We start from the raw sequence: 14,256 nt of genomic DNA, 5'->3' as shown, positions 1-14,256 counted from the left end.
AACCGTGACTGCCCCCGCCATGCCGCTGGTCCTGACCGCCTCCGGCATCGCCGCCTCGATCACCCCCGCCGAAGCATGGGACCAGCTGAAGCGGATCTGGCACCCCGAACCGTTCACGTTCGAAGCGAAGGCCCTCGGCGACGACACGGTGACGGTCGCGTGGGTCCGCGAATTCCCGGAATGCGGCTGCACGGCTCAGGTCTGGGCGGACAACGGAATCATCCTCGACCCCTACCGCCTCACGACGACCGTCTACACGCCCAAGGGGCTGTGGACGTACAACGGCAAGTTCGAGGAGGAGTACTACGTCAACCCCCAGTACTACGACTGGGACGAGCCCGAGACCTTCAGGACGCTCCGCGAGGCAGAGGACGGGGTCCGTGCCCAGCACCTCGATGTGTGCAAGGAGTACCAGCACTACGCCGGTCCGTGTGAGCGCTGCGGCGTGACTGCGAGCGAGCACGTGTCGGAACTCTCGGGCATCGCGGACCGCGCGGAGAAGGCATGTCCGCGGTTCCGGCGGGACTACAAGTTCGGCATCCCGCCCACCCCTCAGCTGCACGGCTTCAACCGGCCCAGCTACCCGTTCGTCGGTATGGACGTGCCGGAACTCTGCGACCACATCGAGGTCGCCGTCGCGAAGGCGTACCCGATCACCGACGTCCAGCGGCAGGCACTGGAGGCCGCCCGCCACCCGAAGCTCGGTGACGGCGTCGACTACAAGATGCTCGACGACCAGATCCGCGTACTCGCGCGGGACTGCGAGGAACATCTGCGCACGATCGGCGGCATGACCGCCGAGAGCAAGACGGCCAGCTAGCCGCAGTTCGCTGTCCCCCGTGGAGGGTGCCCGCCCGGCGCTCCCCGCGGGGGGCACCGGCATGTCCGCACCCCCGTCGCGCCGTCGCGGCCTCCCGGCGAGGGTGGGCTTTACTGGCCCGGAGAGCGGCAACGCGCGGCATCGTACGGGGTAGCCCTGCGGTACTCGCTTCGCTCCGTTCCTCGGGTTGCCACCCGAGCTTGGCACTGCTCTCTCAGCCGGCCGTGGCTTGGGCCGGACAAGCAGTAGATAGGCGTGGCTGAGGCCGGTGGTCGCTTCCCGAAACACACGCGCGCCTGCCCGTTCGGCTCTCCCGCCGCGGTGGCTGACTTTCTGTGGTTCCGGTAGTCAAGGGGAAGGTGATTCCGCAGCTTCGCGAAGGACGCTCCCGGACCCTGATCGGGTCGACATGCCCCGCCCTCCCGTGCGTTCTCGTGTGCTGCGGCACCGTGAGCAATCGGGTCCGGGTGGGGCATTTCTGCGTTCTCGAAACGGGACCGCCGCCGGTAGCGTCCCGCGTCCACAAGCACGTTGTGCCGGATGACGGGAGGGCCAGCCGTGCAGCATCTCGGCGGTGAAATCGCAGTCGAACAACTCACGCCCGCGTACATCGGAAGCGCCTACGAGGTGGAGCGCCCGGACGGCACCCGCATCGGGTTCAGGCTCGCGGAGTACGAGGTGCTAGCCACCAAGGACGGCGCCCCTGAGTGGTCTCTGATAACCGAGCGCGGCGTGCGCATCCGGGTGGACGATCCGGCGGCCACGAAGCTGCGCTGGCCCGTGCCCGCCCCCGCCGTGCCGCGAGAGGCACCGGCGGCGGCCGCAGCCACCGCCGGGCAGGGCGGCACGGGCTGGTACCGCCCTGCGCCAGGCGCCCAGGGGTGACACTGCCCCGCACCGGCGGTGCCCCGTCCGGCGCCCTGCCGGCTCGCTGCTCGCGTGCCGGGCGGCCAGGGCGCAGTCCGGCCTACGTGCCCGCCACCACTCCCGAAGGGCGCTCCCCCAGCGGGGGCTGGCCGCCCGGGCGCGCCGGGTCCAGAGGAGGCTGGGGCGGCGCCTCCGCGTCGTTCTTGGCGCGGCTGGCCTTCGTTCCGCCCGAGGGAGTGAGCGCCTTCAGGCGGCGTATCTCGCGCGTCGGTTCGCCGACACGCTCGCCGATCTCTGGGATGCCGCAGCCGAGCGCCTCCATCTTGCCGGTGATGTCTGCCAGCTGGCGGTCGAGTTCCTCCCGGGTCTCCAGAAACCTGGTCGCGAGGTCTTGTAGCTGGGTCTCGCGTTCCGCGTACCGCGCCGACAGGTGGCGAGCCCGCGCGCGGGCATCGAGTCCGGACGCCGAGGTGCGCCTTGATGTCCCCATGGTGATCCCCTTGATGCCGGTGGCTTTCTGCCCTCGGCATGTTGCTCCCTCAGCTTCGTTTCACCAGCCGTCACTTGCTCCCCGTTCGTCTGCCTTCTTCTCCATCTGCTCCTTCCTTCCTCCCAGTTGGCCGCCGTCTCGTCGATCTCGTCGCTTCACACCTCTTGCATTCACAAGGTCACAAAGTATGGTGATCTCATGATGACCATCCACAAGCTCACGGCTGGGGATGGCTACCTGTACTACCTGCGTGAAATCGCAACCGGTGATGAACGCCGCCAGCCTGGCGTGCCGCTGGAGGAATACCAGGCGGCGCGGGGTGTGCCTGAAGGCGTATGGATGGGAGCCGGCGCGGCTGCGCTCGGGCTTGAGGGAACCGTGAGCGAGTCCCAGATGAAGTCCTTGTTCGGGGAGGGGCTCCACCCCAACGCGGACTCCCTCATCGCCGACGCGATCGCTGCCGGGTCGAGCGCCCGTGAGGCGCTGGAGCTGGCCAAGCTGGGCCGCCGCTTCTACCGGTACGACCAGGACTGCGGTCCGATGACTGCCCGCATACGAGAGGCCGTCGCGCAGCAGGAGGCAACCCTCGGACGGCCGTTGAGCGATGAAGAGCGCGCTGCGGTCCGGCTCCAGGTCGGCGCCGAAGTGTTCTTGGAGGATTTCGCCAGGGCTCCCGCCGATGACAAGGAGCTGGAGCGGTTCATCCGTGCCCGCACGGGCGGTGGACAGCAAGCCGTGGCCGGCCTGGACCTCGACTTCGAGGCACCCGAGTGGATCAGCAAGCTGCTGTTCGGTCTGGGCGACGACGAGGTCTGCGAGATTGTGATCGGTGCGCACGACCAGGCGGTGCGGGAGACACTCGCCTGGATCGAAGAGCACGCGCTGGCCACCCGTACGGGCACGAACGGGATTGCGCAGGAGGATGTGATCGGTGGGCTGATCGCAACCCGCTGGCGGCACTTCGACAACCGGCTCGGCGAGCCCGCACTTCATGATCACGTCGTGGTGTCTACGAAGGTTCAGGGCCCCGACGGGCGTTGGCTGAGTGTGGACGCGCGGTTGTTGTACGCCATGGGCGTCGCAGCCAGCGAGTTCTACAACCAGCGCGCGGTCGAACTGGTTTGCGGCGGCCTGGGAGTTCGCGCGGAGGAGCGTGAAGTCTCGCCCGGCCGCCGCCCGGTGACGACGCTGGCTGGCGTGCCGGACGTAGAGACGCTTCTGGAGTCGCGCCGCTCGCGCGAGATCCGCGACCGCACCCTCGAACTGGTCGAGGCCTACCGCGCGGAGCACCACCGGGAACCCGACATGCCTACCTTGATCCGGCTCGCGCAGCAGGCCACCCTGCGGACCCGGCCCCCGAAGAAGAAGGCGCGGTCACTGGCAGAACTGCGGGCGAGGTGGCGGGCCGAAGCCGTGGAGCTGCGTGGTGCGCAGGCGGTCGACGAACTGCTGGAAACGGCCCGGGCGGCGGCCGCCGAATCTGCCGCGGACGCCGCGGCGGCCCTGCGGTCGGCGGATGTCGCCGAACTGGCGGAGCAGGTCCTCGAGACCGTCTCCGAACACCGAGCTGTGTGGGGTTACCGCCACGTGATCGCCGAGGCGCGCCGGCTGGCAATCCGGCTCACGGGAGGCCAGGTGCCGGTGGGTGACCTGCCCGACCGGGTTGCTGCCGCCGTGCTGTCGCCCGGCCAGTCCGTGTCCATCAACCCGCCAGAGCTTCACGCTCCGTTCGCGCGCCTGCAGCGGGGCGACGGAACGAACGTCTTCCGCCGCCGCGAGCACGAGCTGTACACGTCCGAGCCGATCCTCGCGGCCGAGCAGCGCATCGTGAACGCCGCCGAGACCGCGGTCATCCCGGCCGTGACCCGGCATGCCTTCGCCCGGGTCGCCCGGGCCTTCCAGGGGCCGCCGCTGGACTCCGGCCAGCGGCGCCTGGCCGCCGAGTTCGCCTGCTCCGAACGGCTCGTGGTGGGAGCTGTCGGCCCGGCCGGAGCGGGCAAGACGACGGCGCTGATGCTCGCCGCGGACGCGGTGGTGGAAGGCGGCGGACGGCTGATCGCGCTGGCCCCGTCGTCGCGCGCCGCGAAGGTGCTCGCGGACGATGTCGGCTGCACGGCGCACACCATCCACGGGTGGCTGGACGTGCGGGCGCGGGCCGCCGCAGAGGGCGAAGAGCCTCCGGAGGCGTACACGCTCAGGCCCGGGGACGTGGTCGTCGTGGATGAGGCGGGCATGGCAGGAACCCTCCGCCTCGCACGGGTCGTCGCCGAGGCGGAAGCGGCCGGCGCGGTCGTCCGCCTGATCGGGGACCCTGCTCAGCTGGCGGCCGTGGAATCAGGGGGCGTGCTGCGCTGGCTGCACTCGACGGTCGGGGTCATCGAACTCGAACGGCTCCACCGCTTCCGTACCGACGGTGAGGCACGCGCCTCTCTGAAACTGCGCGAAGGAGATCCGGCCGAGGCCTTCGAGTGGTACCTGCAATCCGGGCGCGTGCGCGGCGGTGACTACGAGGCGATGGTCGACGAAGTCTTCGCCGCGTGGCAGCGCGACAGCGAGGCCGGGGCCAGCACGCTGATGGTCGCCGACAACGCCCGCGCCGTCGCCGATCTCAACGCCCGCGCGCAGGCCTTCCAGCTGGCGGCTGGGCGGCTCGACCACCAGCAGGAGGTCGTCGTACGAGGAGGTGTGCGCGCCTACGTGGGCGACGTGCTGGTGACCCGGCGCAACGAGCGGCGCCTGTCGGTCCTGGGTGCTCACGACTGGGTGAAGAACGGCGACCTGTGGCGGGTGGAACACCGCTTCGCCAACGGGGACATCGCCGCACGGCACACCGGGCACGGAGGGCGGGTCGTTCTGCCCGCCGACTACCTCGCCCGCGAGGCGGAACTCGGATACGCGACTACCGTGCACCGTGCGCAGGGCGTCACTGTCGAGCGGTGCCACGGCCTGCTCACCGAGCGCACCAGCCGCGGCTCCGCGTACGTCGCCGCGACCCGCGGCCGCTTCTCCAATGAGCTGTACGTGGTGTGCCCGCACGATGCCGACGTCACCGGCGTGCTGCAGTCCATCGCTTCCAGCGAGCGCCCGTCCGTCTCGGCCCACGAGGAGATCCGCAGCGCTCAGGAGCGCACCACCTCGCTGGGGCAGTTGGCCGCCGAGTACGCCGAGGCCTACCGGCGCGCGAGCGGGCAGCGACTGCAGTTCCTCGTCCGGGGCGTCCTTGGCGGCCGGGCCGAGGCAGTGCTCGGTGCCGCGGGATGGCCGCGTCTGGAAAGGGCGCTGACGGATGCCGAGGAGGCCGGGTGGCGCATCCCGGATCTGGTGCGCGCCGCGTGGCCTCGGCGTCGCACGCACGAGGAAGTACGCGATCCGGCGCGGGCGCTGCTGGAGGCGGTCTCCGGCATCGTCGAGACGGGGTCCAGGGCTCACCGTGCGGCGGGTTCGCTCGCCCGTCTGAGCGGGGTCCAGCTGGAGCAGCTGCTGGCGCTGGCCGAGCGGTCCCGCGCGGCGGCCCTGGAGGCGGTCTGCCGGGCGGACGCTGCCGCTGCCTCGCTGCCCCGGCCGGTCACGGTCGCCGGGCGGGAGGTACCGGCCTGGCCAGCCCGCCCGCATGGTTCACTGTCGCGCTCCCGCCTTGCCGCGGCCGTCACAGCCGCCCGCGTTCACTACCGTCGTTGCGCTCCCCAGGAGCGGTTCACGGCCGCCGAGGCGCTCAAGGAGATTCTCGGCGAGCAGCAGTTGAGGGCTGCCATGCGGTGGGTTGACCGCGCCCGGGAGGACTACCAGCGCGAGCCTCGGCCCGGTGTGTCACGGGCCCCTGGCTTCTTCCGTATGAGGGCCGCACAGGGACCCGCACGGCGGAGTGCGGCTCGTACCCGGCTGCGCCGGGCCGAGGCGGCGGCGGCCCGGATCCGGGCGGAGCAGCACCGCCGCACACTGCTGCCGCACGGTCCGGCCCGGGCGTGGAACGACCTCGCGCCACTGCCGGACTGGCTTGCGCCCGCGCCGCTCGTGTCGGCAAGTGACACCCCGCGCGGGTGGAGGGAGCACCTCGCGGAACGACGCCGGGTTCTCGAGGACCAACTGCGCGTGCACGGGCTCGCGCTGGCGGCCTCGCCTCCGCACTGGAGCACGCCGCTCGGCTCTCCCCCGCCGGCCGGGACCCGGCTCCGGCCGGTGTGGGAGCTCACCGCGGCTCTGGTGGCGGCGTGGCGCCTGCGGCATGCGGTTCCCGCGTCCGTGCCGGGCATCGGTACGTGCCCGCGGCCGCGGCGGGAGGCGGACGCGTGGCGCTCGCTTCGGCACCGGATCGATCTGCTGCGGCGGAGCGCGGCGATGGCTGCGCGCGCAGGGGACGACCGTCCGGGTGTCCCGCCGTCGGCCACGGGGAGCCTGTCTTCCTCGGAGTCCGCCAACCCGGGTGCGCGGCGCCTGCGGATCGCGCTTCAGCAGGCGCACCTCGCCGTCGTCGCGCTGTCCAGCGCGCTGCCGGCACTCGATGGCGAGACGTTCGCCCAGGCCGAGGTGTTCGCCGACGAGGCGCTCCGCCGCGTGCTGGAGGGCGAAGCGTCGGCGGCCCCGTGGGTCGATCATCTGCCGCCGCCCGACCCTGAGGACGGCGGCCTGCAGGAGCAGTGGAAGGCGGTCATCGCCGCGGTCGCGGTGTACCGGTGGACGCAGCACATCGAGACCGCCGAGCCGCTGGGTGGTGCCCCCGATGCCGCCGAAGCGCGGGCCCAGTGGACGGCGGCGCACAGCGCGCTGGAGGAGTTGCAGGGTGCTCACGTCGAGCGGCGACTTGCCCGCCTGCGCGAGCAGCGGTCCGCTCCCCCGGCCGACGGCACGAGCGGGCCCGCCACGACGGCAGGCAGCCGCTCCGCCGGCCGGGCACACCCGGCGGCGAACGATCCGCAGCACCGGCACCGCCCACCGCGCCCCGGCGGCCCAGGCCGCCCACGACGATAGAGGAGGACCCATGGAGAACAACCACGAGTTCGCGCTGAACGACGACCAGCTTGCCCGTCTGGAGCGGCTGCGCGCCAAGCGCGAAAGCGACCCGCTGTCACAGCAACTGGCTGCGATGGACGCCGAGTTTGAAGCGTCCTCGAACAAGGACGACACCCGCGCTCAGGAGAACCACGAGCTGCGCAGGCTCGTGACGATCTACGAGACGATCATCGCTGGAGTGATCAGCGGTGACATCACCGTGGACGTACTCAGGGGAGTGAGGACCGACGTCTGAAGCCAGCGACGGCCATCACGACACTGCCGTGGACGATGGCCGTCGCCTCAGCGCGACTTGACGTCGCAAGTCGTCCCTGCTGTCTCGTGCGTGCGGCCACCGCCAGCACAATGTTCCGCCAGTGTCAGAGGGTGATGGGAACCCTTGGAAACGACCAGCGCTACTGCTCACCCCGCTTGATCCGGCTCTCCACGGAACGGAAGCCTGCCGCAGGATCCCGCGGTTGACGCACGGCTTGCTCTTGGCCGTGGGCGAGTGTTTCAGTGAGCGTTCCGAGGAGGGGTGCGTGCGCTTCATCGTGCTGGACGCGGAGGAACGGCCACGGAGCCGGAGCAGGAAACGGGCCTGTCTTCTGGAGCCGGTTCCCCTGTCCGACGACGACTATCTGACGCTGTACCGACTGTGGTTCACCGACGGCAACGGACCAGTCGAGGAACTGGGAACAGTCAAGATCGGGTACGCGGACCTGGTGCGAGATGAGAGGCCACTCGAGAAGGGGGAGCTCCGTCAGCTGACTGGACTGGACAGGCGGCTGTACTGGTTTTCGCTGGGACAGGACGCGGCCTACTACGAGAACATCAGCAGGCTCGGTCCCTCGGTTCGGGTGGAGGTCCTTGAGGGCCTGTGCGACATCGCGTTCAGCCCGGAGATTGCCGAGGATGCCGGGCATTGGGACGTGACGCAGACGTCGCTACTGCGCAGCGTTGAACCGCAGACAGTCGAGAACCAGTTCCGGCGTATCGCCCGGGGCGGCTCCCGGCTGACGGCCTATCACTTCGAATATGTGACGCCCGTTGACGACCAGGCGGAGAAGCCGCGAGAGGCGTGGCGTCTGGCCTTCTCCGTCACCCCGCACTCCCGGCCCCCGTCCAACATCCATGTGCTGATCGGGCGCAACGGCGTGGGCAAGACAACGCTGCTGGGCAGCGTCGGCGAGGCAGTGGTGAACCCGCAAGCGGAGCCCGGTGACGTTGGCGAGGTCGTCTGGGCAGATGACGGGACAGGATCGTTCACCAACGTCGTCGCCGTCACGTTCAGCGCCTTCGACCCGGCTCAGGAAGGCAGTGAGGCAGAAGCCGGCGAAGCTGAATTCCGTGACGACGAGCGCCATCCGCAGGTGAAGGGATGGGACCAAGCCAAGGATGTGCCGGGCGATCAGACGCCACCGGTCGAGCCAGCCGAGCCGGCGGTCAAGTACACGTATGTGGGCTTGGCCAAGGTCGATGTCCACGGTCGGCCGACGCGCGAACGCAAGTCGTACGACGACCTCAGCTCAGAATTCTGCAAGAGCGTCGAGGAGATCCACGCAGCTGAGCGGGTCGGTCGCTGGATAGCCGCGCTGGACGTGCTGAGCAGCGATCCGCACTTCTACGAGTCCCCCATTCACGCCTTCGCCCGGGAGCTGTTGAACCTCTCGTACTCCAGAGACGCCAGAGAGTATGTGCAGGAGATCTTCTCCGAGCTGAGCTCAGGGCACGCCATCGTGCTGCTGACGATCACACGGCTGGTGGAAACCGTCGCCGAGGGGTCCCTGGTGCTCTTGGACGAACCTGAGGCCCATCTGCATCCGCCGCTGCTCGCGTCCTTTATCAGAGCGCTGTCCGAGCTCCTCACCGACCGCAACGGCGTGGCCCTGATCGGCACCCACTCGCCCGTAGTTCTGCAGGAGGTTCCCCGTTCCTGCGTGTGGAAGGTCAGCCGCTGGGACCGTCATCCACCGCAGCGGCCCGGTCTCGAGACCTACGGGGAGAACGTCGGAGTTCTCACCCACGAGGTCTTCGGCCTGGAGGTCAGGCAATCCGGCTTCCATGCCGAGATCGCCCAGGCTGTCGATGAGCTTGGGTCCTACGACCAGGTCATGGACCGATTCCGGGGACAGCTTGGCGGAGAGGCAAAGGGGCTGGTCCGCATTCTCCTGGCGCACCGGGATGCGGGCGGACTCCGCTGATGTGGCCTCTCGACCCGCCCCCTCTGTCCGCCAGGGACAGCTATGACGCATGTGTGCGCGGCACCAGGGATGTACAGCGGCGCAGGCAACTGCTGACGGCTGGCGACAGCGTGGAGGCTGCAGGCGAGCGACTGCGGCGGGCGGCGCGGCAAGGGGCTCTGCACGAGTTGAACAGCCGAGAGTTCACCGTGCCGGACATCACTCCGGGCGACCTGGTGCGCTGGGCCTACGACAACGGCATGGTCAATTCCAGGGACGGCCGGGCCGTCTACGAGCAGATCCTGAGCGCTGCGCCGGACGAAAGGTGTCCTCTGTGCGGGCATGGGGTGGTCCGTACCTTGGACCACTTCCTGCCCAAAAGGATGTTCCCTGCGCTGTGCGTAGACCCACTGAATCTGGTGCCGGCCTGCGCCGATTGCAACCACGCCAAGGGCGAACGCCTCCCCGCAGATGCGGAGACGACCCCACTCCATCCGTATCTGGACCGCATTGATCAAGACCCCTGGCTGGATGCCCGGGTCACCCACAGCAGTCCCGTGTGGCTGAACTTCTTCGTCAGCCCTCCATCTAGCTGGGCACGAATCCTCGTCGAGCGGACTCGCTACCACTTCACGGTGTTCGGACTGGCCACACTCTTCGCCGTCCAGGCCAACCGCACGGTGCACAGTATCCGCCGCCAGTTGACCGCGATGCTCGATGCCGGTGGCAAGGACACGGTGCGCGCCTACCTGATGGACGAAGCCGAGACGCGCCTGGCGGATCGGCTCAATGGCTGGGAAGGAGTCACCTACCGGGCCTTGGCACGCGACGACGCCTTCTGCAGTGGCGCATTCGAACTCTGACCTGGCCTGGGGAATCGAGCCGAGCCGCTCTGAGGCGGAGCCGATCACGGGGTTCCACCAGATCATGCAGCCACAGCGTCATCCCCGGCGTCTTGGCCCAGCGGCTTCAGCATCAGGGCTCTGAAGCCTCTATGGGGCATCAGGTGCCGGCGCATTGATCCATGAGGCTGACAGGGATTTCCAGGTCGGCAAGGCATCCCCTAACACTTCAAAACGACTGCTAGAACTCCAGCCATGGTCGATCCGAGGGCGCCGAGGCTCCGCCCACCCGCCGGCGGTGAATGGGTCAAGGTCATCTGGAGGGCCCGCGTCGGGGCCCCGTTGCGCCCTGTCGATCTTGCGCGCTACCTACAGGACGTCGAGATCGCGATTGGACTCGGCGAACAGTGGGGCACCACGTTCGCCCGCGCAGCAGCCCAGCAAGATCTCATGGACCACATCAGCCAAGAGGGTTTTCGCAGCTTGGAGGGTGAAGCCCTCGAACGCGGATACTCCCCCCGGGACTTCAGGGACCTCGACGAATGGATACACTTCGCGCCGATCAGGAGACCCTGGCGGGGCATGCCCTTCGGCGGTCCCGGCAGCTTGATTGAGACTCTCGCAGACGCCCGTGTGCCCAAAGTACTCGGAGCCCCAACACGCATCACCCGCGTCGAATACGGCAGTCCGCTTCTCCTGGACCTGGCGAACTCCGGATTCCTCTCCTACGGAGTCATCAAGATCGCCACGCTTGTCCGTGACTGGAGTAACAAGCGACGAGCTGACGAAGCGAGCGCCCGCCGTATCGAAGCGGAGGCGGACAGAGGAGAGGCCGAAGCCCGCCAGGAGAACGCCCGAGCGCGCCAGATGGAGGCGCAGGCTCGGCAGATGGAAGCCCACGCAGACCTTGTGCAGTGGGCCGTCGACCAGACTCGCGGCGGGCCCGTTTCTCCCGGTGAACTCTTCGCTGCCATCACCCCGGATCAGCTCCAAGCGCTCAGCCGTCTCGCCGAAACACCCACCGAGCTACAGCTGCCGCCGAACGTTTCCCAAGACGAATAGCAGAGGGATCGCCCCTCGAAGGCGCCCACTGGCCTGGTTAGGTCATCGGGTCCAGGTCACTCCGGCGGACGCTGGGAAGTCCGGGTAGCCAGAGCCTGACCATGCGGCGCCGGTCACGGTGGACCCGGGTTCGGCAAGGACCGGTTTGCATGTCTCGTACGAGGCGCCGGGCCCGAACTTCGTGGTCTTCGGGTAACTGTCGCACCTGTCGAAGGTGCCGATCACCAGAAGCTCCCGGGCTGCTGTGCCGTCCTTGAGCAGTCCAGTCGGCGGTTCGAGGAAGGAATGGGACAGGTCCGTCGTGCCGGCGTTCTTGATGGTGGCGTGTACGTAGTACGGCGTGGCCTCCAGGGCATCACCGCTCAGGCCTGACAGCTTCTCCAGATCGGCTCGGCTTCCTTTCTCGATGCGGGTGACCGTCACCTGCAAGATGCCCTTGCGGTCGCCGCTGTCGTACGTGAGCAAAGTCGGTCGACCGAGTTTCGCCTTGGTTCCGGGCGCTGCTGTGCCGTCCGCATTAGTGGTGGAAGACGGTGACGGCTTGGTGGTCGCCGGCGCGGCGGCGCGCGAGGTGAACGTCTTCGTCGCCGAGCTGGAGTCGTCGTCGGAGCCGCACGCCGCGAGCGTGAGCGCCAAGACGATGGGGAGGCTGATGGCCGCTGTTCGGGTCGCGTGAGGCATCGGTGCCACTTCCTTGGTCTAGTCGTATCAAGCGGCAGGAGGGCGTGTCGCCGCTCAGGCGCGGCGAGGTGCGCCCGCTGACGTGCGGTCGGGATTGGGTGCGGTCTTGGGACGGCTGACGGCCGGGATCGGGGCGAGGTTGGCAGCGGTTGCCCGGGTCTTGAGATGGAACCGGCGCAGAACGTCGTTCAGTAGCTGTTGCGCCCGCTCGGCCTGGCCGCGTACTTCGGCGGCAGCCTTCTTGTGCTGCTCACACTGAGCGCAGTACAGGCTCGGCGGCGAGGGGCGGCGGGTGCCGCACGAGCGGCATCGTCGTGTCGTGGGATCTTCCGTCGGCTGGGGCCAGGCCAGCGGCAGCGTGTCCTGCGGAATGTTGCGGTGTCGGGCCCGGACGCGGTTACTCATCACCGTTACTCCTGGGTGTGAGGTCGGCGACGGGGGGCGCCCGGCCGATGGTGGACGAGTTCGATCTGTGCTTGCGCGTGGCGGCCATTCAGTGGGGCGGGGCGGCGTCGAGGGGGCGCGACGGGACGGGGCCGCGTCTGGCGGCGGGCGCGGAGGACGAGCTCGATGAGCATCTGGTGGAGGCGTTCGAGCTGGTCTCGTCGGCGCTGTTCGGCGTCGTCTTCGTCGGTCCGCGGGGTACCTCTTGCGGGCGGCTCGGGTGCCGGACGGCGCCCAAAGCCGGGCCGGTTTCCGTGCAGCCACCAGCCTGGAGTAGGCAGCGGATCCGATTGTTCAGGGCTGGGCATGGTCAAGTGCCGTTCGGTGTCGGCGTCTTGTGGCATGGACGCGTCTGATTGGATGGGGGCGCCTCGCCGCCGTCGACAGGAGGATGCCGATGCCTGCACCGTCGCCCGCCGAGCTCTCGCTGGCGCGTTCCCGCTGGCGCCCACGCACGTGGGCCGCGTTCGGCCTCACAGCCGTTCTCACGGCGGGATGTAGCGGGGGCGGAGGGGATGACGCAGGCTCCGCCCCGTCCCCTTCCGGGTCGGGGCCGGTCCGGCTGGCTGCTCCGGATGGCTTTGACACCACATCTGGGTGGAGCACGACGACGGACGTCACCACCGCCGATCGCACCACTGGCCCGGCCGGACTTCCGCTGGTCGCGGTGGCCGATCACAGTGGCCTCGTCGTCACGGCTCGGGCGGACGGTTCCCAGGTCACGGCCCGACGGCTCAGCGACGGGAAGACCGAGTGGTCGTACGCGCCCACCGCTGCGGTGGCCAAGGCACGTACGGCCGTCTTCGTGCAGCACGCCGGCGAGCGCGAGCGAATCGTACTGGTACGCGCCGGGGCGCAGGCCGGTACTGAGAAGGCGGTGGTCGACGTGCTTCCGGCGGACGCGCACGGCACCGCCAAGCCCGTCTACCAGCGGGCTGTGCCCACCCCTGGCGACACCGGCGTTGCGTTCGCCGCGACGCCGGGCGGCGTCGTCATCGGCCACGGCACGAGCGGTCTGGGAGCGGGAACCTTCGCCAGCGCCACCGAAGTGACCAGCAGCAAGGTGAACACCGTCCGCCCCCAGAGCGGGCAGATATCCGATTGCTCCGACAGTTGCGAGGCCCAGTCCGCTCCGGCATTCACCACCTCCGCGGGCATGGTCACGGTGTATCGGCAGGTGACCGGTTGCGATCGGTTCGCTCAGGGATCTGGGGCGGCCTGCACGCTCGGGTTCTCGGTCGGTTCCCGGTGGCAGTCGCCGACCAAGGCGCCCGCGGGCTACGCAGCGGCCGTACCGCTGGCGGTCACCGACTCCCACCTCGTTGCCGCCTGGCAGCCCCGTACGTCGGAGGCGGAGGAACCGGCCGTCGCCAAGAACACTCCGACGCTCTTCACCGTGCATGACCTGGCCACGGGGCGGATTCTCGCCCAGGTCGAGTGCACGAGCACGAGCAGCCAGCGGCTGGTGCCGGGAGGCGCGCAGCCGACCACACACCTCTCCCCCAACGGCCGATTCCTGGCCGCGGGCCAGGTGGTGTTCAACCTCGCTTCCAAGACCGGGCAGTGCTTGACCGGGAAGGGGGCGCAGCAGGGCGTCACCGTAGGGGCCGTCGCCGACAGTGGCGTTGTCTACGGTGTACATCCCGGCAGCCCTGAGCCGGGCTCCGCCGCCGACGCGTACGGCGCGTTGCCCGACCAGGGATCCGCTCCCGTCCGGGTGCAGGTGGGGCAGGACTCCGTCCGCACGCTGTCGGAGGGCGCGGTGCTGCCGCTGTACGTGGCGCGCAGCGGCAGCGGCGTCTTCGAGGACCGGGACGTCGTCGCCGTGTACCCGGCCGGCTGAACGACCGGCGGGGCCATCGAGTCCGGTGGGAAGCCCTC

At 69.4% G+C, this 14,256-nt stretch carries 11 protein-coding genes; 8 read left to right on the top strand and 3 right to left on the bottom strand.

Features of this window, described 5'->3' with window-relative positions; translation table 11 throughout:
- Positions 1-4 precede the first annotated feature (4 nt).
- A complete protein-coding gene (locus ACZ5FU_RS26130; protein WP_469046873.1) occupies positions 5-820 on the top strand; it encodes a hypothetical protein in 816 nt (271 codons plus the stop codon).
- 558 nt (positions 821-1,378) lie between these two features.
- Positions 1,379-1,705, top strand: a complete 327-nt coding sequence (locus ACZ5FU_RS26125) for a hypothetical protein (RefSeq protein ID WP_469046871.1) — start codon at positions 1,379-1,381, stop codon at positions 1,703-1,705.
- Positions 1,706-1,787: 82 nt separating this feature from the next.
- Here ACZ5FU_RS26125 and ACZ5FU_RS26120 read toward each other — a convergent pair whose 3' ends face one another.
- Entirely contained in the window at positions 1,788-2,177 is a 390-nt protein-coding gene (locus ACZ5FU_RS26120; protein ID WP_469046870.1) for a hypothetical protein, read from the bottom strand.
- Positions 2,178-2,375: 198 nt separating this feature from the next.
- On the opposite strand from ACZ5FU_RS26120, the gene mobF reads away from it, so the two are divergent.
- The 5 genes from mobF (at position 2,376) to ACZ5FU_RS26095 (ending at position 11,250) form a co-directional block, all read left to right on the top strand.
- Positions 2,376-7,142, top strand: coding sequence for a MobF family relaxase (gene mobF / locus ACZ5FU_RS26115; protein ID WP_469046869.1), 4,767 nt, complete (start codon positions 2,376-2,378; stop codon positions 7,140-7,142).
- A 10-nt stretch (positions 7,143-7,152) separates the two neighbouring features.
- Positions 7,153-7,419, top strand: a complete 267-nt coding sequence (locus ACZ5FU_RS26110) for a hypothetical protein (RefSeq protein ID WP_469046868.1) — start codon at positions 7,153-7,155, stop codon at positions 7,417-7,419.
- A gap of 286 nt (positions 7,420-7,705) precedes the next feature.
- Complete coding sequence (locus ACZ5FU_RS26105; RefSeq protein ID WP_469046866.1) at positions 7,706-9,367, top strand: AAA family ATPase; 1,662 nt, start codon at positions 7,706-7,708, stop codon at positions 9,365-9,367.
- Positions 9,368-9,420: 53 nt separating this feature from the next.
- On the top strand, positions 9,421-10,209 hold the full coding sequence (locus ACZ5FU_RS26100) for an HNH endonuclease (RefSeq protein WP_469046864.1): 789 nt from the start codon (positions 9,421-9,423) through the stop codon (positions 10,207-10,209).
- A 234-nt stretch (positions 10,210-10,443) separates the two neighbouring features.
- Entirely contained in the window at positions 10,444-11,250 is an 807-nt protein-coding gene (locus ACZ5FU_RS26095) for a hypothetical protein (protein WP_469046863.1), read from the top strand.
- A gap of 42 nt (positions 11,251-11,292) precedes the next feature.
- Here the strand turns inward: ACZ5FU_RS26095 and ACZ5FU_RS26090 are convergent, their stop codons facing one another.
- The gene (locus tag ACZ5FU_RS26090; protein WP_469046861.1) at positions 11,293-11,931 is read right to left on the bottom strand and encodes a hypothetical protein; all 639 of its coding nucleotides are present in this window, start codon (positions 11,929-11,931) and stop codon (positions 11,293-11,295) included.
- Between the two features lie 54 nt (positions 11,932-11,985).
- Positions 11,986-12,336 (bottom strand): hypothetical protein, encoded by a 351-nt coding sequence (locus tag ACZ5FU_RS26085; protein WP_469046859.1) that lies wholly within the window; start codon positions 12,334-12,336, stop codon positions 11,986-11,988.
- 706 nt (positions 12,337-13,042) lie between these two features.
- Between ACZ5FU_RS26085 and ACZ5FU_RS26080 the strand changes: the two genes are divergently transcribed.
- Positions 13,043-14,218, top strand: coding sequence for a hypothetical protein (locus ACZ5FU_RS26080; RefSeq protein WP_469046858.1), 1,176 nt, complete (start codon positions 13,043-13,045; stop codon positions 14,216-14,218).
- Positions 14,219-14,256: the final 38 nt, after the last annotated feature.

Source organism: Streptomyces sp. NPDC031554, from assembly GCF_055580685.1.
This window is presented reverse-complemented; position numbering and strand designations above follow the sequence as displayed.

Coding starts and splice junctions, on each gene's coding strand:
- ACZ5FU_RS26110 (WP_469046868.1), top strand. CDS start 7,153: ATGGAGAACAACCACGAGTTCGCGCTGAACGACGACCAGCTTGCCCGT.
- ACZ5FU_RS26090 (WP_469046861.1), bottom strand. CDS start 11,931: ATGCCTCACGCGACCCGAACAGCGGCCATCAGCCTCCCCATCGTCTTG.
- ACZ5FU_RS26095 (WP_469046863.1), top strand. CDS start 10,444: ATGGTCGATCCGAGGGCGCCGAGGCTCCGCCCACCCGCCGGCGGTGAA.
- ACZ5FU_RS26085 (WP_469046859.1), bottom strand. CDS start 12,336: ATGAGTAACCGCGTCCGGGCCCGACACCGCAACATTCCGCAGGACACG.
- ACZ5FU_RS26120 (WP_469046870.1), bottom strand. CDS start 2,177: ATGGGGACATCAAGGCGCACCTCGGCGTCCGGACTCGATGCCCGCGCG.
- mobF (WP_469046869.1), top strand. CDS start 2,376: ATGATGACCATCCACAAGCTCACGGCTGGGGATGGCTACCTGTACTAC.